General features: G+C 35.2%; 20 protein-coding genes. 11 read left to right on the plus strand and 9 right to left on the minus strand.

Annotated elements, in window-relative coordinates; genetic code table 11:
• Positions 1-84 precede the first annotated feature (84 nt).
• Positions 85-570 carry a WBM0748 family T4SS-associated protein gene (locus EA652_RS05795; RefSeq protein WP_006280399.1) on the plus strand — a complete coding sequence of 162 codons (486 nt, stop codon included), beginning with the start codon at positions 85-87 and terminating at the stop codon, positions 568-570.
• On the opposite strand, the gene EA652_RS05800 is transcribed toward EA652_RS05795, so the two are convergent.
• Positions 567-1,058: an SH3 domain-containing protein gene (locus tag EA652_RS05800; RefSeq protein ID WP_007551030.1), complete on the minus strand. Its 492-nt coding sequence runs from the start codon at positions 1,056-1,058 to the stop codon at positions 567-569. The genes EA652_RS05795 and EA652_RS05800 overlap by 4 nt on opposite strands.
• A gap of 70 nt (positions 1,059-1,128) precedes the next feature.
• Between EA652_RS05800 and EA652_RS05805 the strand changes: the two genes are divergently transcribed.
• Both EA652_RS05805 and EA652_RS05810 read left to right on the plus strand, forming a co-directional pair.
• Positions 1,129-2,493, plus strand: coding sequence for a pyruvate dehydrogenase complex dihydrolipoamide acetyltransferase (locus EA652_RS05805; protein ID WP_006280214.1), 1,365 nt, complete (start codon positions 1,129-1,131; stop codon positions 2,491-2,493).
• A gap of 69 nt (positions 2,494-2,562) precedes the next feature.
• Positions 2,563-3,387: a hypothetical protein gene (locus EA652_RS05810; RefSeq protein ID WP_007550761.1), complete on the plus strand. Its 825-nt coding sequence runs from the start codon at positions 2,563-2,565 to the stop codon at positions 3,385-3,387.
• A gap of 45 nt (positions 3,388-3,432) precedes the next feature.
• Here the strand turns inward: EA652_RS05810 and EA652_RS05815 are convergent, their stop codons facing one another.
• The 3 genes from EA652_RS05815 to ndk form a co-directional block, all read right to left on the minus strand.
• Positions 3,433-4,653 (minus strand): KAP family P-loop NTPase fold protein, encoded by a 1,221-nt coding sequence (locus EA652_RS05815; protein WP_006280216.1) that lies wholly within the window; start codon positions 4,651-4,653, stop codon positions 3,433-3,435.
• Between the two features lie 3 nt (positions 4,654-4,656).
• A complete protein-coding gene (gene recR, locus EA652_RS05820; RefSeq protein ID WP_425383625.1) occupies positions 4,657-5,256 on the minus strand; it encodes a recombination mediator RecR in 600 nt (199 codons plus the stop codon).
• 1,101 nt (positions 5,257-6,357) lie between these two features.
• A complete protein-coding gene (gene ndk / locus EA652_RS05830; RefSeq protein WP_007548917.1) occupies positions 6,358-6,777 on the minus strand; it encodes a nucleoside-diphosphate kinase in 420 nt (139 codons plus the stop codon).
• A 118-nt stretch (positions 6,778-6,895) separates the two neighbouring features.
• Between ndk and EA652_RS05835 the strand changes: the two genes are divergently transcribed.
• From EA652_RS05835 to EA652_RS05845, 3 genes are all read left to right on the plus strand, one after another.
• Positions 6,896-7,693 (plus strand): hypothetical protein, encoded by a 798-nt coding sequence (locus EA652_RS05835; protein WP_006279845.1) that lies wholly within the window; start codon positions 6,896-6,898, stop codon positions 7,691-7,693.
• Positions 7,694-8,641, plus strand: coding sequence for a ferrochelatase (gene hemH / locus EA652_RS05840; protein WP_007548918.1), 948 nt, complete (start codon positions 7,694-7,696; stop codon positions 8,639-8,641).
• A gap of 70 nt (positions 8,642-8,711) precedes the next feature.
• Positions 8,712-9,509 (plus strand): hypothetical protein, encoded by a 798-nt coding sequence (locus EA652_RS05845; RefSeq protein WP_006280195.1) that lies wholly within the window; start codon positions 8,712-8,714, stop codon positions 9,507-9,509.
• A gap of 3 nt (positions 9,510-9,512) precedes the next feature.
• Here EA652_RS05845 and gshA read toward each other — a convergent pair whose 3' ends face one another.
• Complete coding sequence (gene gshA / locus EA652_RS05850) at positions 9,513-10,673, minus strand: glutamate--cysteine ligase (protein ID WP_012673378.1); 1,161 nt, start codon at positions 10,671-10,673, stop codon at positions 9,513-9,515.
• 115 nt (positions 10,674-10,788) lie between these two features.
• Between gshA and hslV the strand changes: the two genes are divergently transcribed.
• Positions 10,789-11,343, plus strand: a complete 555-nt coding sequence (gene hslV, locus EA652_RS05855; RefSeq protein WP_006280198.1) for an ATP-dependent protease subunit HslV — start codon at positions 10,789-10,791, stop codon at positions 11,341-11,343.
• Position 11,344: 1 nt separating this feature from the next.
• Positions 11,345-12,835, plus strand: a complete 1,491-nt coding sequence (gene hslU / locus EA652_RS05860) for an ATP-dependent protease ATPase subunit HslU (RefSeq protein ID WP_006280200.1) — start codon at positions 11,345-11,347, stop codon at positions 12,833-12,835.
• Positions 12,836-12,926: 91 nt separating this feature from the next.
• Here hslU and EA652_RS05865 read toward each other — a convergent pair whose 3' ends face one another.
• From EA652_RS05865 to EA652_RS05875, 3 genes are all read right to left on the minus strand, one after another.
• A complete protein-coding gene (locus tag EA652_RS05865; RefSeq protein ID WP_007548562.1) occupies positions 12,927-14,309 on the minus strand; it encodes an IS66-like element ISWen3 family transposase in 1,383 nt (460 codons plus the stop codon).
• Between the two features lie 84 nt (positions 14,310-14,393).
• Positions 14,394-15,335, minus strand: a complete 942-nt coding sequence (locus EA652_RS05870) for an FKBP-type peptidyl-prolyl cis-trans isomerase (protein ID WP_006280304.1) — start codon at positions 15,333-15,335, stop codon at positions 14,394-14,396.
• On the minus strand, positions 15,328-16,119 hold the full coding sequence (locus EA652_RS05875) for a polyprenyl synthetase family protein (RefSeq protein WP_006280305.1): 792 nt from the start codon (positions 16,117-16,119) through the stop codon (positions 15,328-15,330). Before EA652_RS05875 ends, EA652_RS05870 begins: the two co-directional genes overlap by 8 nt.
• 145 nt (positions 16,120-16,264) lie before the next feature.
• On the opposite strand from EA652_RS05875, the gene acpP reads away from it, so the two are divergent.
• From acpP to EA652_RS05890, 3 genes are all read left to right on the plus strand, one after another.
• Positions 16,265-16,525: an acyl carrier protein gene (gene acpP, locus EA652_RS05880; protein WP_006279836.1), complete on the plus strand. Its 261-nt coding sequence runs from the start codon at positions 16,265-16,267 to the stop codon at positions 16,523-16,525.
• A gap of 13 nt (positions 16,526-16,538) precedes the next feature.
• Complete coding sequence (gene fabF, locus EA652_RS05885) at positions 16,539-17,810, plus strand: beta-ketoacyl-ACP synthase II (RefSeq protein WP_007549725.1); 1,272 nt, start codon at positions 16,539-16,541, stop codon at positions 17,808-17,810.
• Between the two features lie 248 nt (positions 17,811-18,058).
• Positions 18,059-19,441: an IS66-like element ISWen3 family transposase gene (locus tag EA652_RS05890; RefSeq protein WP_007548562.1), complete on the plus strand. Its 1,383-nt coding sequence runs from the start codon at positions 18,059-18,061 to the stop codon at positions 19,439-19,441.
• Between the two features lie 334 nt (positions 19,442-19,775).
• Here the strand turns inward: EA652_RS05890 and EA652_RS05895 are convergent, their stop codons facing one another.
• Positions 19,776-20,798: an IS110-like element ISWen2 family transposase gene (locus EA652_RS05895; protein ID WP_007548332.1), complete on the minus strand. Its 1,023-nt coding sequence runs from the start codon at positions 20,796-20,798 to the stop codon at positions 19,776-19,778.
• Positions 20,799-20,865: the final 67 nt, after the last annotated feature.

Below are 20,865 nucleotides of genomic sequence, written 5' to 3' on the forward strand. Positions count from 1 at the left end.
TTAATTAAAGTAAAGCATGTAGTAAATGGTGTAATTGCTGTATCTTAACAAAAAGGTATAACGAATGTAAGAGGAGGGTGCTTTATGTCTCTAAAGAATAAAATTTCTGAGTTAATAGAACAACAATTTAGCATTAAATACCATGACAATTATTTGGCTTACGCTATACATAAGTGGGCTGCAAGCGAAATATCTGATTCTATTACTTTTTGCATAATTGGTTGTGGAAATTGCAAGATTGGATATCAAGATGTTGCAAAGTCATTCAACATAACAAAAGAAGAAATTGACCAAGGTAATATTGCAAGCATAGAAAGTAAAATAAAAAGTGAAGCTGAAAAATCAGGTAGCGAGTTTTCTGAGTTGATTTCTAGAGTGGATCAATCGCTAAGAGAGCAGAGTGAAAAGTCTATTGTACAAATTTTAGATTCATCCGCTGAGGAGATGTTAAGGAGTTTCTGTGATAGCCCTGTACAGTCTCCAGAGCCTCAAGAACCCTCTGCTTCATCTGAAGAGCATGCTACAGAAGGCCCAGAAACTAGTGTTAATTCAGATCTTTTGTCAACCTAATCAACCCCATATATATGTTTTTTTTGTACCCATGCTTTGCGTTTTGGGGTGGAAAGAAAGCACCATTCTTCGTTGCATTTTTCTATCTTCATCACAACAAACTTGTCTATTTTCATAGTAATCTTGCTGTCTACACTCTGTTTTTGATATCCATAAGTATCTTCTTTTACAATCGCGTAGCGCTTATCACTAAGAAGATTGCCTTTTATCCATCCGCAGTCTTCATCTATATCGCAGACCTTTTTCCAACTCTCAAACTCTTCTATCACTTTCAGGGGCAGATTTTTGCAAGTGTATATCCATTTTACAGGATAGTGAAACCCTGGCCCCGTTCTCATGTTGATCTTATTTGATTTGGTTGAAACAAAGTTGTTAGCAAACAAGCTATGGCTAAATAATAAAAACAATAGGATAATAGTACTGAACCAAGATCCCAGTGTCACGCACTGGGATAACGTGAGGGATAGTGTAACAGACTTATTCATCATAATTCACGATTAGGTTGACATAAGATAAAGAGTAAATTAAAAATTGAATAGATCTTTAAATGCAAAATCAATGCCTATAGAAATATTAATGCCTGCTCTTTCACCGACAATGAGCAAAACTGGAGGAAAAATTGTAAAGTGGCATAAAAAAGAACAAGACAAAGTTGAAGTAGGCGACGTAATTGCTGAGATAGAGACTGATAAAGCCATAATGGAGTTTGAATCTATAGATGAAGGAGTTTTAGCAAAAATTTTAGTAACAGAAGGAACAAGTGGCGTGCCTGTAAATCAACCAATAGCTTTAATGCTGGAAGAAGGAGAAGATGAAAGTGCACTTAACAACTATACTTCAACTTCCATCAATAGTGCAGTTAAAAAGGAAGTGACAAAAAGTGCTGTTGATAATCAAAAATCAGAACACCAAGATTTAAACGGAAAGCCAATAAGTCATTCTTCGGTGTCATTCCAGCGCGTGACGCTGGAATCCAACCCCTCAATGTCATCCCAGTGCTTGACACTGGGATCTAGAAAAGAAGAATGGATCCCAGTGTCAGCTACTCAGATGACAGAGGGTTATGCAGAAGGTAGAACAAAAATAAGCCCATTAGCTAAGAAAATAGCTCAAAATGAAGGGGTTAATGTGCAGCAATTAAAAGGTACAGGACCATATGGTCGCATAATTAAGGCTGATGTGTTGGAGTTTTTAGGCAGTGGTATACATACTGAAAGTCCTGAGAAAGATACCATAGTTGAAGTAAGCAACATGCGCCAAGTGATAGCACAGCGCCTGACTGAATCAAAACAGAATGTTCCACATTTTTATTTAACTGTAGATTGCCAGGTTGATAAGTTAATATCGTTAAAAAACGAGATTAACTCAGCAGATGAAAACAATAAAGTAACAATTAATGATCTAATCATAAAAGCTGCAGCTTTCAGCATGAAAAAATTTCCTGATATAAATTCTTCGTGGATAGATAATAAAATACTGAGATATTCAAATATAGATATTTCAATCGCTGTGGCACTTGAAGATGGGCTAATTACTCCTATAGTAAAAAATGCTGATAAAAAGGGTATTTTATCTATATCAAAAGAAGTGAAAGATTTAGTAAGCAGAGCAAGATCTGGAAAATTGAAACCTGAAGAGTTTCAAGGAGGAGGGTTTACTATCTCCAACTTAGGGATGTTTGGTATAAAAGCCTTCAGTGCTATAATCAATCCGCCGCAATCTTGCATTATGGCAGTTGGTGCATCTAAAAAACAACCAATTGTTATGAATGAGAAAATAGAAATAGCAGAAATAATGACAGTAACGCTCTCTGTTGACCATAGAGCAGTTGATGGGGCACTCGGAGCAAAGTTTTTAAATGCCTTTAAGCATTATATAGAGAATCCTCTGGTGATGCTTATTGAAACTGCGGTAATCTATTAGCATTGTTATTACAAAATTAATACCTCTAAGTTTATACTTTTATTAGTTAATAGGTTTAGAGGTAAAAAAATGAATACTACAGTAGAAAAAAATAATCCAAAAATTTTTCCTCAAAATGAAGGAAAGATTAACTCAAAAGGCATGGTTGCCCCACCTGTTCCTCCGAAATCTTCCCAAGCTAAATTTGCTGGAATAAAAGCAATTTTTGAGCGAAATGTACCTCATTCTCAAGCAAATGATAGTAATAAAACAGTGAGTAGCAATCTTGGAAGAACATTTGGCCCAACAATGCAAAAACTCATGGAAGACAACATTCATAGCACTCCTAACAAACAACGCCGCAATTCAGGGGATAGTGGTATCAGTGATATTAGTAGCAGCACTTCTGATGATGAGGATAGAACAATAAAAGATAAAATGATGGAAAATGTTAAGCAGGATAACCATCAAAAAAGCTTTGATTTACATAAAGTACAAGCAACTGATGAATTAGAAACCGTAAAATTTCTCAAAACGCTAAGCAAGAAAGAAAGAGAAAAACTTGGTTTTTCTCCTAAACAGCAAAATAACCAAAAGGTTGAGACTAGCAAAAAAACTTATAATCCACTTGATTGGAATCCAATCTATCAAGGTAAAAAGCTCTTTAGCTTAGGCAATATGTCGAGTAATTCGTCTTCATGTAGTGAAAAAAGCAATATTTCAGATGTAAGCGATAAGTCTAATAATTCAAACATTGTTAGATGTAATATTACTAGGAGTAACAGTAAGGAAGACCTTCGTAAACCTGATGCTTCACATAATGACAAATCTGCAGGTAAAAAATTATCTAATGTCAATGTAAGCGAATTAATCAGAAAGTTTGAACAAGGTAATGACATAGTAAAAGGGCGTTAATCAAATGTTACCCTATCTTTGTATATGTGAAGGTAGGGTATCTTTTCAAAATAGTATATCCTTTATAGCTTTGTTAATTTTTGACTCCCTCTCTGCAAAAGCAGTTTCTAGAGAGGTTTTAAGTTTTTCCCATTCTTCTTGACCATTTAGAACTAAAGATTTATATTCATTTTCAATTTTTTCCAAGGATCTTTGACATGAGGAATCTAGTTCCTCATATATATCAATATTTATTGATTGCAGTATTACCAAAAATGCAAACAAATTCGGATCAGGTAATTCTTCTCTTGTGTGATTCAGAAGACACAGCTTTATTTTTTTTACGCAGTATTCTATTGTTTTTAACGATAGTGACAGGCTTTCTGCATAAAATATAAAACTATCTACAATCAAATTTTTTGACTTTTTCGGTAATTTAATATTTTCAAATAGTTCTTTTGTAAATTTTTCTATCGGTTGTTTTGGCAAATGTAAAGAGAGATCAGTAAAAGATTTTAGGTCAAAATTTGGTCCAAGTATTGTGCTGATTGCTCTTTGTACATTACTCTTATCTTTACTTACAGAAATAATGAAAACCAGCCCCTCCACATCAAGCATATACTTTATAGATTCCAAAAAATCGACAACGAATTTAGGGCGGCACACATCAAGATTATCCACCATTATATAAATGTTTTTGTCTTTTCTGATTCTATTAACTATTTTCGCTAATTGTGTTTTAAAATCCTTAATGTTTTCTTCTCTTCTTTGAAGAGTATTCAACTCTCTCAGCACAGAACCAATATCTTTTCTATCGGCCTCTTTTGTAGCATCAAGCAATACGGAAAGCATAGCAAGTGGAGATTTACTGATTAGCTTTCCTAGTGTGTTTAAAGAAAATAGCTCTTGGTTTATGTTCTTGAACTGTTGTATAACGCTTCTTTTTACTTCGTACGATGCAAATAAATCTTCAAATAGAAAATTTAAAAAAGAAGGAAGTGGTTGATCTAGTGCATTGATATCCCATGCACTATAATAAGCTACAATTTCATTTTGCTGTTTTAACTCTTTTACCCATTCTTTCAAAAAAAACGTCTTGCCCCATCCATCATATCCTTCTAAAGATATTATTGTAAAAGACTGATCAATTGTTTTAATTATAGTGTTGAATTTACCTGAAAATTGCTTATAGCTTAGGCGGTCATTTTCCCAAGCCACCACTTTAAGTGGTGGCACTATTTTTTTCTTTTTGAATGTTATTAGCGATATAAGTTTTTTTAAGCACATGTTTTATTTTATATTTAACTCATATTCTTGTCTTGAAGTAAGTGCTATCCTCAGCGTTCCTTCATCAAGATAGTCAATTTCTCCGCCCATTGGTATGCCGCAAGCAAGGCGTGATATTTTCACATCCAAATTTTTTAGCAATTCAATTATATATTGTGCAGTAACTTGGCCCTCTAATGTCGGATTAATTGCGATAATTATCTCTTCAATTTTAGACTCTGTCACTTTTTTCAGAATAGTGTCAAGGTTGAGTTCTTTTGGACCTATGCCATTTATTGCAGACAATCTGCCACCCAAAACATGGTATAAACCTGAATATATATTTCCTTTTTCAAACGCCCATAGATCACCTAATTCTTCTACTACACACAGTAACTTAGTGTCACGTTTTGGGTTAGTACAAATAGAACAAGGTGACTTAGTATCTAGATTTCCGCAAACTTCACACTCTATTATAAGATCTGCTAGCTCTTTAATCAAAGATGCAAGTGGTAGCATAACTTTTTCTTTGTTTTGGAGTAAATGTATAACTAACCTGCGTGATGATGATGGCCCTAAACTTGGCAATTTAGAGAAAGCATGAACTAGATTTTTTATGTTAATGTTCATCCAATAAATTCAGAATAGGTAGTCAAATGGTAACATCAAACCCTTTGTAAAGAAAGTGGTAAGTTTCTCTTGATCCACTTTGATTAGCTATAGAAAAAATTTTTTACTCTAACGCAAAAAATTACTTCCGCACACTTAAAGCCTGATTATAATAGACTTCTTGCATAACCCAAACTAAGTAGAAAAAGGTATCATCCGAGTAGCTCTCCTTTGTCATCCTAGTGCCTCCTTTTTTGTCATCCCAGTGCCCAGACACTGGGATCCAGGAATTTTATTAAGTTTGTAAGCATAAAAGTATAGCTAACGTGAGCTCTACGTCATACTGCCGCGAACCGTCATACCGCGATTCATTCGCGGTATCTCTTAGCCGCTAACACGTAGCGGGATGACGGTTGTCAGGCTAGCTGTCATCCCAGTGCCTAGACACTGGGATCCAGAAATTTTAATTGTAAGTAAGCATACTGGGTTGATAAGTATAAAAGTAGCTAGAAAATAAACATTTTTGATGAGATTATATGGAAAACTGGATGCCAGTGTCAAGCACTGGCATGACACCCTTCACGGACTTTTAAATTACTTTAGCTATAAATATTAAGAAATTTACCAAATGAAAAAAAAGGCAAAAGAAGCCCTGGGGTTATTATCCGCTTTAAAATATTGGCGTTTTTTATGTTTTAAACGCTTGACAAGCGAGATTCAGCCGCTTTTAATTGCAACTAACCTACGCTGCAAATGTTTAAGAAATTTACTAAGCAGAAAAAAAGACAAAGGACCCCCGAGTTAGCTAGTCTTTTACTATCTCTGTCGAGTATTGGCATTTTTTGATGTCTTGTAACGCTTTATAAGCGCGTTCAGCTTATTTAGATAAAAATCTAGATGTAGATGAAGTTTTGTAAAGACATACAGTATCTATATACTGCAAAAAATTAAACATAAGACGCCGATACATTAAGTAATCCTTACCTTTTAATCTGCAGATTGGCGAAAGCAAATACAATAGCTTCACTATCATGATAAGGGCGCTGGCGAAGGGTGTCAAGTAAGTTTTTTCGTTTCTATGTTGTCAGCTACTTGGATGACGCCAATCTGAGTTAACTACACCAACTCACATTCAGCAAAAAAGAAAGCTATCTCCTTACGAGCATTTTCTAGACTATCCGAGCCGTGGACTCTATTTTCACTAATATCATCAGCAAAATCACCCCTGATTGTGCCTTTATCTGCCTGCTTTGGATTGGTAGCTCCCATGATTTGTCTGTATTTACTTACTGCATTTTCACCAACTAAAACTTGAACTATCACAGAACCAGAAGTCATAAACTCTACCAATTCCCCAAAAAAAGGCCTATCTTTATGAATTTCATAAAACAGCTCTGCTTGTTTTTTTGTCAGTAACATCATTTTTTGTGCTATAATCTTCAGTCCAGAGCTTTCAATATATGAATTTATCTTGCCTGTAATATTATTTTTTACTGCATCAGGTTTTAATATTGAAAGTGTCTTCTCAATTGCCATATTATTCCCTCATATTAAGTAAAATAGTATATTTATAGATTTATCTTATTATAAATTTTAATTTCATAAAAGTGATTTTTTATTTATAGTTAAGAATGAACTATCAAGGAGGTATTGTATGGGTAAATGTTGTAAAAATAACACTACTAAACAAGCTGAATCTACTACTAAAAAATTAGTAAGTAACTTTAAGTCATCGCTTTTGTGTGGAACAAAAGGGTTTTTGACTTTTAGTCTGGCATTTTTAAGTTATTTGGAATATAGTTCACATCATAATACAAAATTAAAAGAAGGTGCTGCCTTTGCAATGAAAAGAAACACTATTCCATTTCTTGAAATGACAATCATAGCACCGCTTGTTTGTTTTGCACTGCCAGCTATGCTAGGCAGTATGAGCCTCATGCAATGCGCACTTTTATGTGCTGCCTTAATGATTGCCACATGTTTTATTGTCAGAACTTTTCATCTGCGTGAGAAGTTAATGGAAAAAATCACTAACCATAGTAGAAAAGAAATAGACGCGGAATTTAAGAAAGATACTATAAAATTTCCTATTTTTGATCAAAATAGAAAACACATCGAGTATAATTCGCCCAATTCAGGGCAACCACTGAATGAAACGAGTAGCACCTCTCTTTTCGTTAAAGTTTTACTTTTCCCTCTAAAGGTTCTTTTGAAGGTCCTGCAAAGTTGTATAATGCTATCTTTAGCTGCTGTTGAACTTCTTGAAACCGTGCCAAGTTTTTGTGTTGATCTGTTTTTTGATAGAAGTTTTGAATCCACACAGAGTAACATGCAGAGATTTGGCCACTTATTGTATGCAAATGTGAGAAATTTAGTGCCTATAACTAAATTTGATGAGTGTGTAGCTAATTTTATAGGTACCCCGAAAGTAACTTGTTGTAGTAGTGCGTAGGTGAAAAAGGCAGTTATCTTATTTAATCTTGGCGGGCCTGATTCACTAAATGCGGTCCGTCCTTTTTTATTCAACCTTTTTTATGACAGGAGAATAATCAATCTACCGAATCCCTTTCGGTTTCTTTTAGCAAAGTTTATATCTGCGAAACGAGAAAATACTGCACGAAAAATATACGAGGAAATTGGAGGTAAATCGCCAATTCTAGAGAATACAAAAATGCAAGCTAATGCTTTAGAACTAAAATTAAACGAAAATAGAAACCATGTACACAAGGTATTCATCTGCATGCGCTATTGGCGTCCATTTGCTGACGAAGTTATTGAAAGTGTAAAACAGTTTGATCCTGACGAAGTAATTCTGCTGCCACTGTATCCACAATATTCAACTACCACAACTCTGTCATCCATCGAGAATTGGCAAAAAAATGCTAAACGGTATGGCCTAAAATGCAATACAAAAATGATTCACCGTTATTATGATAACCAAGATTTTATTGAAGCTCACACTAATCTGATAGCTAAGTACTATAAATTGGCTAGAAAAATCGGTAAACCAAGAGTCCTATTTTCAGCCCATAGCTTACCTCTTAGTATCATTAAAAAGGGCGACCCTTACGCTTCACAGGTAGAAAGAAGCGTAGAGTTAATAGTAGAAAAGTTAGCTATCAATAACTTAGATTGGTCAATATGTTATCAGAGTAAGATTGGTCCTGTAAAATGGCTAGAGCCAAGCACTGAAAGTGAGCTATTACGCGCAAAAGCTGATGGTGTACCTGTAGTTCTATCACCTATATCTTTTGTTTCTGAGCATTCAGAAACTCTAGTTGAACTTGATATAGAATATAAAGCAATTATCAAGGATGGATATTACTTTCGTGTGCCAACTCTCAGTACCGATCCCTTGTTTATAAAATGCTTAGCCGATTTGTGCATAAATCTCCCTTAAAGTCCTGATTCATAGGGCTTTTCTTTTAGGATTTTATGTGATAGAATAACAGGAAGTTATTAACTATTTCATGCCAAACAAGCTAAAAAAGAAATCTAACATACTCGCACAAAGGGTGCATGATATTTATGATCATGATTTCAGGAAGGTAATCTGCATCACAACAGGTTTAACAGCCCTATTGTGTAAGATTTCACTGCAATTTTGCTGCGAGTTCATTGACAATAATAGATCCAATATCTTTCTTATACGGAATGTTGCTCGACTAGTAAAGTTTCCGACATCTATTCTATACATTGCCCATTCTGCATTTACTCTACAGGATCTAATTAAGGATTACAGAAACCCTGAGAGTAAAAAAGAGCTGGCAAAAATTGTGGGTAAATCGGCTAATCTTGCAAGCAGCACCATAGAAGCGCTAATGATGTTGAAAATCATCCATTTTTGCACTGGAAGCAATACAGACATAATAAGTTATATTAACTTAACCTCAACGATCCTATTTTTGTTCATTTCAGAACCTATAAGCTATTATTATACATGCAAGGAATATCTGGATAATAAGGATCCTGAAAAGTCTGCTGAGTGTAAGAAGGACCTTATTATTAGCACATTAACTTTGTCGTTAGGTTTATTAAACTTCATATTAAGAAGGATAGAGACTCCAACTATACCAATAAACTTAGGTAATGGTATAATCTATAATTTCAACTTAAGCGTAACAGTCAGCATAATATATAGTGCAGTATTTCTTGCAGTTCAGCTTGACAAATTGTTTCAACAACCTGTCAATGATGATCCTTCCACTGAACTTGATGATGTTCATAATATAAACGGTCATTCTAATGACAGCACTGTAGAGGTATAAGAATTAGGGATGAAAAGATTTTATTTCTACTGCCAACGCTAGTACTGCTAATTTGCTAACAATACTCCAAAGTGATAGAATTTTACCTTCTACAACCTGGCTAACATCATGAAACTCACAGTCAGTGGCATTCAAGCTAGAATATACATCTTTTCTGCTATTACATCGGTATAAGTAACATGTTGGAGTATCTCCTATATAGTATATTAGCGGTTCTGCAGAACTGCTTTTAAACATGTCAATGGTTGGTACACCTTCTTGTATAATAACGCTATTGATTGCTATTCCTTCTTTTATCTTTTTCATTTTATGACGCTTTTTTTTATTGAGGTTTAATATTTCCTCTCCACTTGTTGCTGTTATAATGCCCATCCCATATGTGCCATTGCTTGCTTTGATAAAAACGTAAGGTTGTGTTTTTATTTCATATTCCTCATATTTTTTTTGCACTAGAGATAATATTTGGTCAACTTTAGTTGCTACTGCTCCTAGTGACAAATCATCATCAAAATCAACTCCATCACAGCTCTCTGTAAGCACAGAAATTAGCCATGGGTCTATTTTAAATTTGCCACAAAACTCAGATGCTAATTCTTGATAGATTTCAAAATACTTAAATTTCTGCCTGCTATGCCAACCGTATAGTGGGCTTGGTACTATATCTTGCTTTACGTCTTTCAGCGTGCCTGGAATGTGGCTCGTCATATCACGGTTCAGTATAATAACATCAGGCACAAATCCTGAAGTTGTCTTTAGCAGAGAGTTTTCTTTCACAACAGTTTCATACTGTTCTATTAAATTGTATACTTCATTATATAAAAGGCCAATTCTAGTCTCAAAACCTGCGAGTTGTAGTATTTTCTCTATAACAAATACGTTTTCTATATACATTTTATTGCGTGTATAATTTTCCGGTATTATAAGAACCTTTTTGTATTGATGTCTTTTAAAATAGCTTTTTATCAATCTTGCTGCCATCGTTCTTGATTCTTCACTTAAGTTATTGAACCCCGCAGGAAATAAATTAGCGTCTACTGGAACGATTTTATAGCCAGAGTTTCTAAGATCTATAGAGCTATAAAATGGCGATGTAAGGCCATTAAATTTTGCTTCGAACCAATTATTTATACTTTTTTCCAAATCTGGGTGAATTATGTTTTGCATCTGCACTTTAAATGTTATAAGGAAGGTATTATATTATAAGCTATAGTTGAACATATTTAGTAAATTTGACTAAAGATTAAAGTATAATGAGATTCTTATTTAAAGTGATAGAAAAATGATTCAACACGATAACAATAAAATGTATGGCACTACTATATTATCAATTAGAAAAGATAAAAGTGTAGTAGTAATAGGTGACGGACAAGTTTCACTGGGCCACACTGTTATAAAATCTGGAGCAAAAAAAGTTAGGCGTCTTTCTGGTGATTCCGTAATTGCTGGATTTGCCGGGGCAACAGCCGACGCATTTACTCTTTTTGAAAGATTAGAATCTAAACTTGACAAGCACCCAGGGCAATTAATGAGAGCATGTGTTGAACTTGCAAAAGACTGGAGAATGGATAAATATCTGAGGAAATTAGAAGCTATGATGATCGTTGCAGATAAATCTATTTCATTAGTAATTACGGGAACAGGTGATGTTCTTGAACCTGAAGATGGAGTTGCAGCTATTGGCTCTGGGGGAAATTTTGCTCTATCTGCAGCAAGAGCTTTAATTGACATTAAAGGAATATCAATAGAGGAAATTGCGAAAAAGGCTATGAAGATAGCTGGCGATATATGTGTTTATACAAATCATAATGTAGTTATTGAAAAGATAGAGGAGTGATATGTCTTCCAAGCAAAAAACTTTATGCACCAATTTTTCCAATCAGCCCATAACCCTTTCAGAAGGGCGGTCTTGTAGTAGTGACACCTACGATGAAAAAGATAACCTCTATAAAGATACTAAGAGTGGTTTTGATTCAAATGACAGCGATGTTCAAGTTAATGACAGCACTCAAGTTTTGTTAGATGACCTGCCACCACAGAAGATAGTTAAAGAATTGGACAGATTCATAATCGGACAGGATGATGCAAAGCGTGCTGTTGCTATTGCGCTCAGAAATCGTTGGCGTCGCAATCAGGTTCCATTTCCATTGCGTGATGAAATCATACCTAAGAATATATTGATGATCGGTCATACAGGGGTTGGTAAAACTGAAATAGCTCGTCGCTTAGCAAAACTTGCCGGTGCACCGTTCATAAAAATTGAGGCAACGAAGTTTACTGAAATAGGGTACGTTGGACGTGACGTTGATTCGATAATACGCGATTTAGTTGATGCAGCAATAGTTTTAGTTAAAGAGAAAGCCCGTAAAGCCTTAGCTAAAAAGGCTTTAATTTTAGCTGAGAAAACAATAGTAAACTCTATGGTAGGCGAAAATGCAACCGAAGAGAGTAAAAAAATTTTTAGAGAAAGGTTGAGGAATAAAGAGTTTGAGGACGGAGAAGTTTCTATTAACGTCAGAGAGAGCAAGAGTATGTTACCTACTTTCGATATACCAGGCATGCCAGGTGGGCAAGTTGGTGTGATGAATGTAACAGAAATAATGGGCAAGATGTTTAACGGGAGCAAAAAAACAAAAACTATTACGGTGAAGGTAAAAGAAGCGCGTGAAATATTAATTAATGAAGAAAGTGAAAGGCTAATGGATGAAGATAAGATAATCAAAGAAGCCATTGATCTTGTTAGTAATGACGGTATAGTATTTTTGGATGAAATAGACAAAATTGCAGCGCGTACAGAAGTAAAAGGTGAAGTAAACAGAGAAGGAGTGCAACGCGATCTGTTACCATTACTTGAAGGAACAACTGTTACAACTAAGTATGGCCATGTAAAAACAGACTATATATTATTTATTGCATCTGGTGCTTTTCATCAGTCTAAACCATCTGACCTCTTACCGGAATTGCAGGGCAGATTACCGATCAGGGTAGAACTTAAGGCACTTACTCAAGAGGATTTAATAAGAATATTAAAGGAACCAGAATCTAGTTTGTTAAAGCAGTACATAGCTTTAATGAAAACAGAAAATGTGACACTTGAGTTCACTGATGATGGTATAAAAACCATAGCTGAAATAGCGTTTACAGTTAATAGGCAAGTGGAAAATATAGGTGCAAGAAGGCTTCACACTGTCATGGAGAAGCTTTTAGATGAAATAAGTTTCATTGCTTCTGAGAAAAATAGCGAAAAATTCATTATAGACAGCAAGTATGTAAAAGATAAACTTGAGTCAATTTCGAAGCAGCTTGATTTATCTAAGTTTATACTTTAGGAAAAACGAAAAGCCTACTTTAAGTAGTATAGAGAGTGTTCAGAAGATTAGCCAGTAGACCTAAAATTTCGTATCCGTTCAGGAGAGTGGTTTAAGAAACAATAGATAGGAGATTTTGGAAAGGATTGAGACCCCTTTGTTTCCAAGTTAAGTATAATGAAATTATCCGCTCAAGGAATGTATTTCCCCGCTTTGATTGTGTAAAATATGAGTTTTTGCGATAAACGACATAATGCCGAATTTGCCGTTCAGCGTGGTTATTTGTCAGCGGAATATTTTCTGGGTCATCTAAAAATTTCCACATCATTCTTTCAGATCTCAGAACATTTTTTGCAACTCGAGAGGCTCCAATTGCTTCAGGTAAACGAGATATCTCCTTCAAGTAATACTTTGTACGTTTTCTTAATTTTCTGGCACGTCTGACAAACCTCAAAACATCTATCTCACTTTTTAGTAAAGCTTTTTTTAGTGCAAATAATTCAGTGGCCACGTTTCTCAAGTAACAACCCAGAACTTTAACTTCAATATTCCAACTATGTGCTAATCTTTCAAAATCTCTTGATAAATGTGCCCAACAGATTTGCCTGTTTTTATCGGCAAAATAATTGTATGCTGCATACCTGTCAGTTATTACCAAGCTATTGCGATTGCAGAATTTACTATTTTGTAAAACTTTCATTCCTCTTGACTCTGTAAATTTTACAAAACTTGCCGTATTGCTTGCAAACATCCAACACCAAGCGAGTTTACCTTTGTTATAATGGCTCGTTTCATCAATATGTAGAACTTTACTCCTACTTATCTCTTGTTCGATCTGCTCATACATTTTTTTGCATTTTGAAGCAACTCTATGTTCACTATTTGATATGCTACCGACGCTTATGTTCAAATTGAAGATATCATTTACGACACTCGCTATTTCGCGTTTTGAATTTTTGTAGAATCCGCTGAACGCTGCAATTATTGACTTAACCCTTGGACCAAATGTATCTGGCGTAACACCTTCCGGTAACTTGCTACTTCTTCTCTTTCCGCATCTCCGACAACGGCCATGTTCTAACTGATATTCCACTACATAAGGCTTGATTTCTGGAAGATCAACTTTCTGATGAATATATGGTTTTTCACATATTGCAATTTCTCCTCCGCATTCGCAAGTATTAGGCAACTCTATCTTTACTACTTTATCTGCATCCATGTTGGCGCGAAAACTTCCTTTATGACCAACCTGACCGCCAATATTCCTTTCGCTTTTCGGCTTATTCTTTTTTATTTTATACAACTCTTTGGAACTTGGTATTGATGAATTTTTTGAGCTTAAACCGAGTCTTTCTCTTAACTCAGCATTTTCTATCTTTAAAGCCTTATTTTCTGCTTTTAAACTTTCATTCTCTTTTTCCAATCTTTCTATTTTTGCTTCTAACCTTTCTATTTTTTGCTGTAAATTTTTGCAAAGTTCTAAAAGGTTTACCATATTATTTCACTTTTGCTCTATGATTATCTTTTTAGATCACCTTGTCTACCTTATTCTGCCACTCCGCTGAACGGATACAAAATTTCAGCTATATTCTTTAGGCTGTTTTTCAACAGTAGAATGGTGTGCTGCGACCTCTTGCTTAACATCTAAGCTTAAGTCAATTATTGAGATATTTTCTTCATCATAATCTATGTCTTTTATTAACATATCGTCAGTAATAGTCAAAAGGTCAGGCGGAGAAAGAATAGTTCTTTTATTACCAGCTCTCATTCCCACAACTCCAAGCTCTATAGCAAGTGGTATTTTTTTATCGCCAACCCTAAATTGCACTGTTTGATCTTTGACTATATATTCCCCATTATGCTCCTTTACGCTATATTTAACCGATATCTCATCACCGCACCTTACTTGTTTTCCAGTCTTGTTAATTAAGTCATTAAAAACCATCAGATTATTTACTGAGTCGGGATATTTATCCTTTACTTCGATCAGTTTGACGTAATAAGAATTAAAATTCATTTTGTTCTCATTGGCAATAGTAACTACACGCTCTCCGCCTTCTTTCATACCTATTACCCCTAAACTCACTTCTTTTAGGTCATCTTGACCTATTTTCAAAGTAACATCAGAAACTTTGCTAGGGAGTGTTGCTGAGTTATTATTAGAAATTTTATATATTTGCAATAGGACTTCCAGGCCACAAAAAGCCTTGCTGCCACTGCCTTCAGTAATTTCATAAAAATTTATCGAATCCTCTTCTTTTTGCTGCGTCATTTCTTCTAAATATTCTGTTAGCCCATGCTTTTCAATATAGCGGTCAAGTGCTGATTCAAGTATTGGCTTCACTAGGTAATATGCTATCGTCTGTATCAAACCACCATGCGTGGCATTTATCTCATAAAGCTTGTCCTTTTTTTCCGGTTTACCTTTGTTTATATAGACAATAGTAAACACAAAAGCAGAAGTTAAAGTGAGAATCATTACTACGGAAATAAGCATTTGTAATATAATTTTTCTAACCATCTTTCTTTACTTGATTCAATAAATCATATAAATAATTAGTATCCCCTGAAAGCGCACTCAAATTATCCAAGCCTTGTTTAAAGAGGCCGTCTATATAGTCCTCTACTTCACTTTTACCAAGCACAGACATTAGGTTATTTGTTTTATCTTGTTCGTAGTCTTCAATATCATCCTTAGCTTGAAAGATAAGCCCTAGGTTTATCCCGAAGTTATATAACGCTCTCCGTTGTTCATCTGTAGCACCCCCTATTATAGCACCTATTTCACATGAAGCTGCAAATAGTTTTGCGGTTTTCATCAAATGAATTTCTTTTATTTTGTTAAAATCTGTGTCAATATCTAAAGCCTGTCCTCCCACCATTCCCCTAATTCCTATTGCTTGAGAGAGCACTTTTATGATCTCACAGCGTTTCTCATTTAACGAAGATAATACCTCAAAAGCCAGAGTAAGTAGTGCATCTCCGGCAAGCACTGCTGTTGCTTCATCAAATTTTTTATGGCAGCTTAGCTGGCTTCTGCGAGTATCACTGTTGTCCATGCACGGTAAATCATCGTGAATTAGAGAGTAAGCATGAACAAATTCAATTGCTGCAGCAACTGATATTACTTTTTTAGCTTCCGCGTTAAACACTCGCGATGAAGCTACGACTAAAAAGGAGCGTATATGTTTTGCAGGAGCAAGGAGTATATAACGCATAGCTGATATAAGCTTATTCTCGCTATTTTCGGGTAAGAGTTTATTTACTTCTACAATAAGCAAATTTTTTGTTGTTTCGTCTAGCATTTTTGAATTGTTAATTGTTTAGCACGTAACGCTAGCCAGCTAGGGCAGTAGAAAACTTTACTGTAGTTTACCAGTTATAAAAGATATTGCAAACATAAAAATTTTTTATAACATCAAAGAATAGGTTATTTTTTTGGTAAGAAATGTGAATAGCGAACTAGCAAAGAGCACTAGAGAAGACATAGAAGAAAAAGTGAAAAAGATTATACTAGAGCATATTAGTAAGGATGTAGAGAAATTCAACAGCTCTTCAAAGCTTTCGGAGCATGGTACAGACAGCTTAGATGCAGTTGAAATCATCATGGCAGCAGAAGAAGAGTTTGGAATAGAAATTCCAGATGAAGACGCACAAAAAATGGAAACTATGGAGCAAATAGTTGAGTACATTAATAATAAAAAAGGCTAATAGTTAGTGTTAAATGAGCAGAAGAGTAGTAGTCACTGGTGTTGGTTTAATCACTCCACTAGCGGCAGATGTTGACAACACTTGGTCAAGGCTAATAAAAAGTGAGTCTGGCATAAAAGCAATCAATACGGATAGATTTGACTCTTCTGATCTTGCTTGCAAAATTGCAGGGCAGGTGCCGTTGCAATCAGACAACATTGAGCACCATTTCAATCCACTAGATTATATTTCTGAGAAAGACTCAAAAAGGACAGATCGTTTTATCCATTACGGTATTGCAGCAGCTATTCAGGCAGTAGATGATTCATTAATTTTGGAAAGCCAAAATATCAATCGGGAACGTGTTGGTGTGACTATTGGCTCTGGTATAGGTGGTCTTCCGTCAATTCAGGAAAATGTTATTACCATGCAGGAAAAAGGGCCCAGACGTGTCAGTCCATTTTTTGTCCCTGCAAGTCTAATAAATTTGATATCTGGCCATGTTTCTATTAAATACGAATTTACAGGTCCAAACGATTCAGCAGTAACCGCATGTGCAACAGGTGCGCATGCAATCATAAACTCAGCAAGAACTATAAAACTTGGTGAAGCGGATGTTATGATTGCAGGTGGAGCAGAAAGTGCACTGTGTAGAGTTGGAATTGCAGGTTTTGCGTCTATGAAGGCATTATCAACTAAATTCAATGATAAACCGGAAGAAGCTTCAAGGCCATGGGATGCAGAACGCGATGGTTTTGTTATGGGTGAAGGAGCAGGTATATTGGTGCTGGAGGAATACGAACATGCAAAAAAAAGGGGAGCAAAAATACATGCTGAACTGGTTGGGTACGGACTGACAGGAGATGCACACCACATTACAGCACCACATCCAGAAGGAAGAGGCGCATTTAAGGCAATGCAGCTTGCCTTAAAAAGTGCGCAAATTAATCCAAATCAAGTAGGATATATCAATGCACATGGAACTTCAACGCCACTTGGAGATAAAATTGAAGTAATAGCAATGAAACAGTTATTTGGTGACTACGTTTATAAAATACCTGTTTCTTCAACTAAATCTTCTATAGGACATTTACTTGGTGCTGCAGGGAGCGTTGAAGCAATATTCAGTATTCTTGCGTTAAATAATGGAATTATTCCGCCAACCTTAAATTTACATAAACCTTCAGAAGGATGTGATTTAAATTTTGTACCGCTTAAAGCTCAAGAGCATAAAATTCAATATGCACTTTCTAATTCGTTTGGTTTTGGTGGCACTAATGCATCTCTCATCTTTGGACAAGTTTAGTTGATGTCACCCCAGTGTCTTCCTCTTGTCATTCCAGTACCCTCCTCTTGTCATGCAAGCAGCTCTCCTACTGTCATCCCAGCGCGTGACACTGGGATGACAAACGGTTGTGAAAGGGAATACATATAAAAATTAAACTATCAATAGCAATTCAAAAAGAAAAAATATTCGTATCCGTTCAGCGGAGTGGCAGAATAAGGTAGACAAGGTGATCTAAAAAGATAATCATAGAGCAAAAGTGAAATAATATGGTAAACCTTTTAGAACTTTGCAAAAATTTACAGCAAAAAATAGAAAGGTTAGAAGCAAAAATAGAAAGATTGGAAAAAGAGAATGAAAGTTTAAAAGCAGAAAATAAGGCTTTAAAGATAGAAAATGCTGAGTTAAGAGAAAGACTCGGTTTAAGCTCAAAAAATTCATCAATACCAAGTTCCAAAGAGTTGTATAAAATAAAAAAGAATAAGCCGAAAAGCGAAAGGAATATTGGCGGTCAGGTTGGTCATAAAGGAAGTTTTCGCGCCAACATGGATGCAGATAAAGTAGTAAAGATAGAGTTGCCTAATACTTGCGAATGCGGAGGAGAAATTGCAATATGTGAAAAACCATATATTCATCAGAAAGTTGATCTTCCAGAAATCAAGCCTTATGTAGTGGAATATCAGTTAGAACATGGCCGTTGTCGGAGATGCGGAAAGAGAAGAAGTAGCAAGTTACCGGAAGGTGTTACGCCAGATACATTTGGTCCAAGGGTTAAGTCAATAATTGCAGCGTTCAGCGGATTCTACAAAAATTCAAAACGCGAAATAGCGAGTGTCGTAAATGATATCTTCAATTTGAACATAAGCGTCGGTAGCATATCAAATAGTGAACATAGAGTTGCTTCAAAATGCAAAAAAATGTATGAGCAGATCGAACAAGAGATAAGTAGGAGTAAAGTTCTACATATTGATGAAACGAGCCATTATAACAAAGGTAAACTCGCTTGGTGTTGGATGTTTGCAAGCAATACGGCAAGTTTTGTAAAATTTACAGAGTCAAGAGGAATGAAAGTTTTACAAAATAGTAAATTCTGCAATCGCAATAGCTTGGTAATAACTGACAGGTATGCAGCATACAATTATTTTGCCGATAAAAACAGGCAAATCTGTTGGGCACATTTATCAAGAGATTTTGAAAGATTAGCACATAGTTGGAATATTGAAGTTAAAGTTCTGGGTTGTTACTTGAGAAACGTGGCCACTGAATTATTTGCACTAAAAAAAGCTTTACTAAAAAGTGAGATAGATGTTTTGAGGTTTGTCAGACGTGCCAGAAAATTAAGAAAACGTACAAAGTATTACTTGAAGGAGATATCTCGTTTACCTGAAGCAATTGGAGCCTCTCGAGTTGCAAAAAATGTTCTGAGATCTGAAAGAATGATGTGGAAATTTTTAGATGACCCAGAAAATATTCCGCTGACAAATAACCACGCTGAACGGCAAATTCGGCATTATGTCGTTTATCGCAAAAACTCATATTTTACACAATCAAAGCGGGGAAATACATTCCTTGAGCGGATAATTTCATTATACTTAACTTGGAAACAAAGGGGTCTCAATCCTTTCCAAAATCTCCTATCTATTGTTTCTTAAACCACTCTCCTGAACGGATACAAATATTCTATTCATCCCTGAAGAAGTATTTTATTGACAATTTATGAATAAAGATCAATAATGCAGAAAAGATACCGTCTTGTTAGTCAACAAAAAAGTCATAAAAATTCTCCAAATTGCATAATAAAATCAAAAAATACTTCCAACTGTGTAGCAGTATACAGATTATAGTTAGTGGATATGTTGATAAGTAAATTAGTTACATATAAAACAGCAGAAATTTACTTATCAACATATCCACTAACCAACAACATTCAATAAATTTGTGTAAGATGCCATTTTACATAAGATGAATTAGAAGCATTTTTTGATTTTAAAGTACTAAACCTTCAGTTAACCTTTTAGCCCTATAGTTCTTGATATGATCTGGATCAAAGGCCTTTTTTGAACTTAAAACACCAAAAACTATATGAAGTAACTTACGCATTGCAGCACCAACTATGGCCATAGCATGCTTGCCTTTCTCTTTTAATCTTTCGCAAGAAGCCATAATGATAGGATTATGCTTTTTAGCTGCTATAGCAGGAAAGTACATTGCTTTACGTAATGTTCGTGAACCGGTTTTACTTAATCTGGGCTTGGCATGTACGGATGAGCCTGATGTTATATTTTGTGGTATAGTTCCAGCATATGCTGCCAATTGCCTAGCATTTATAAAGGCTTTTATACCAGGAATTTCAGCTAAAATAGCTATTGCTGTTTCCTCTCCTATTCCTGGAATAGTTAATAGGAGTTGAAAATCTTCCAACAATTCTTTGTGTTGTTTTAATAGTTCGCGTATGGAGTTTTTTATTGTTTCTATTTTTTGCTCTATGTTCATTGCAAGGTCTTCCCAAGCATTTGCAACTTCTTTAGGCAGTCTCTCTTTCTTTTCTAAATGATTATTTGCTAATGTTAACTCATCCTTTAACGCATTTGAGCAACGATAAAGATGTTTTAATTTTTTCTTTTCAGGAGAAGGTGGTGTCCAACGAGAAGGTTCCTGTCTTTGACAATAATCTGCAATAATCTCTGCATCAGTCTGGTCATTCTTTTGTCGTGTAAGCTTACTTTTTGCATAAAATCTTATGCAAGCTGGGTTTACAACACTAACGAAATATCCAGCGTTGTGGAGGAACTCAGCCAAAGCTTCGCTATAACAACCAGTGGATTCCATGCAAGCTTTTACTTCTTCTACGTTATGTTTTTGTAGAAAGTTCAGTAGACCTTGAAACCCAGTATCATCATTTTTAAATTTCCTTTTCCTAGTTTCACGCTTTCCTTTTTTACTTATGAATGAGAGAGAAACATCAAAGCGTTCTTTTGAAACATCTATACCTAAAAAGTTGTTGATCATATATAACTCCATATACTACTATTAAAAATGAAAAGTAAGGCTTACCTTGTGAATACAGAATTAGAAC

This window comes from Wolbachia endosymbiont of Drosophila ananassae (assembly GCF_008033215.1).
Taxonomy (GTDB): domain Bacteria; phylum Pseudomonadota; class Alphaproteobacteria; order Rickettsiales; family Anaplasmataceae; genus Wolbachia; species Wolbachia pipientis.

What these genes read in the sequence shown, in the direction of transcription:
- EA652_RS05795 (WP_006280399.1), top strand. Translation starts at nt 85, where the DNA reads ATGTCTCTAAAGAATAAAATTTCTGAGTTAATAGAACAACAATTTAGC.
- fabF (WP_007549725.1), top strand. Translation starts at nt 16,539, where the DNA reads ATGAGCAGAAGAGTAGTAGTCACTGGTGTTGGTTTAATCACTCCACTA.
- ndk (WP_007548917.1), bottom strand. Translation starts at nt 6,777, where the DNA reads ATGGCAATTGAGAAGACACTTTCAATATTAAAACCTGATGCAGTAAAA.
- EA652_RS05895 (WP_007548332.1), bottom strand. Translation starts at nt 20,798, where the DNA reads ATGATCAACAACTTTTTAGGTATAGATGTTTCAAAAGAACGCTTTGAT.
- gshA (WP_012673378.1), bottom strand. Translation starts at nt 10,673, where the DNA reads ATGCAAAACATAATTCACCCAGATTTGGAAAAAAGTATAAATAATTGG.
- EA652_RS05875 (WP_006280305.1), bottom strand. Translation starts at nt 16,119, where the DNA reads ATGCTAGACGAAACAACAAAAAATTTGCTTATTGTAGAAGTAAATAAA.
- EA652_RS05805 (WP_006280214.1), top strand. Translation starts at nt 1,129, where the DNA reads ATGCCTATAGAAATATTAATGCCTGCTCTTTCACCGACAATGAGCAAA.
- hslV (WP_006280198.1), top strand. Translation starts at nt 10,789, where the DNA reads ATGATTCAACACGATAACAATAAAATGTATGGCACTACTATATTATCA.
- hslU (WP_006280200.1), top strand. Translation starts at nt 11,345, where the DNA reads ATGTCTTCCAAGCAAAAAACTTTATGCACCAATTTTTCCAATCAGCCC.
- EA652_RS05800 (WP_007551030.1), bottom strand. Translation starts at nt 1,058, where the DNA reads ATGATGAATAAGTCTGTTACACTATCCCTCACGTTATCCCAGTGCGTG.
- EA652_RS05865 (WP_007548562.1), bottom strand. Translation starts at nt 14,309, where the DNA reads ATGGTAAACCTTTTAGAACTTTGCAAAAATTTACAGCAAAAAATAGAA.
- EA652_RS05810 (WP_007550761.1), top strand. Translation starts at nt 2,563, where the DNA reads ATGAATACTACAGTAGAAAAAAATAATCCAAAAATTTTTCCTCAAAAT.
- EA652_RS05870 (WP_006280304.1), bottom strand. Translation starts at nt 15,335, where the DNA reads ATGGTTAGAAAAATTATATTACAAATGCTTATTTCCGTAGTAATGATT.
- EA652_RS05835 (WP_006279845.1), top strand. Translation starts at nt 6,896, where the DNA reads ATGGGTAAATGTTGTAAAAATAACACTACTAAACAAGCTGAATCTACT.
- EA652_RS05845 (WP_006280195.1), top strand. Translation starts at nt 8,712, where the DNA reads ATGCCAAACAAGCTAAAAAAGAAATCTAACATACTCGCACAAAGGGTG.
- EA652_RS05815 (WP_006280216.1), bottom strand. Translation starts at nt 4,653, where the DNA reads ATGTGCTTAAAAAAACTTATATCGCTAATAACATTCAAAAAGAAAAAA.
- EA652_RS05890 (WP_007548562.1), top strand. Translation starts at nt 18,059, where the DNA reads ATGGTAAACCTTTTAGAACTTTGCAAAAATTTACAGCAAAAAATAGAA.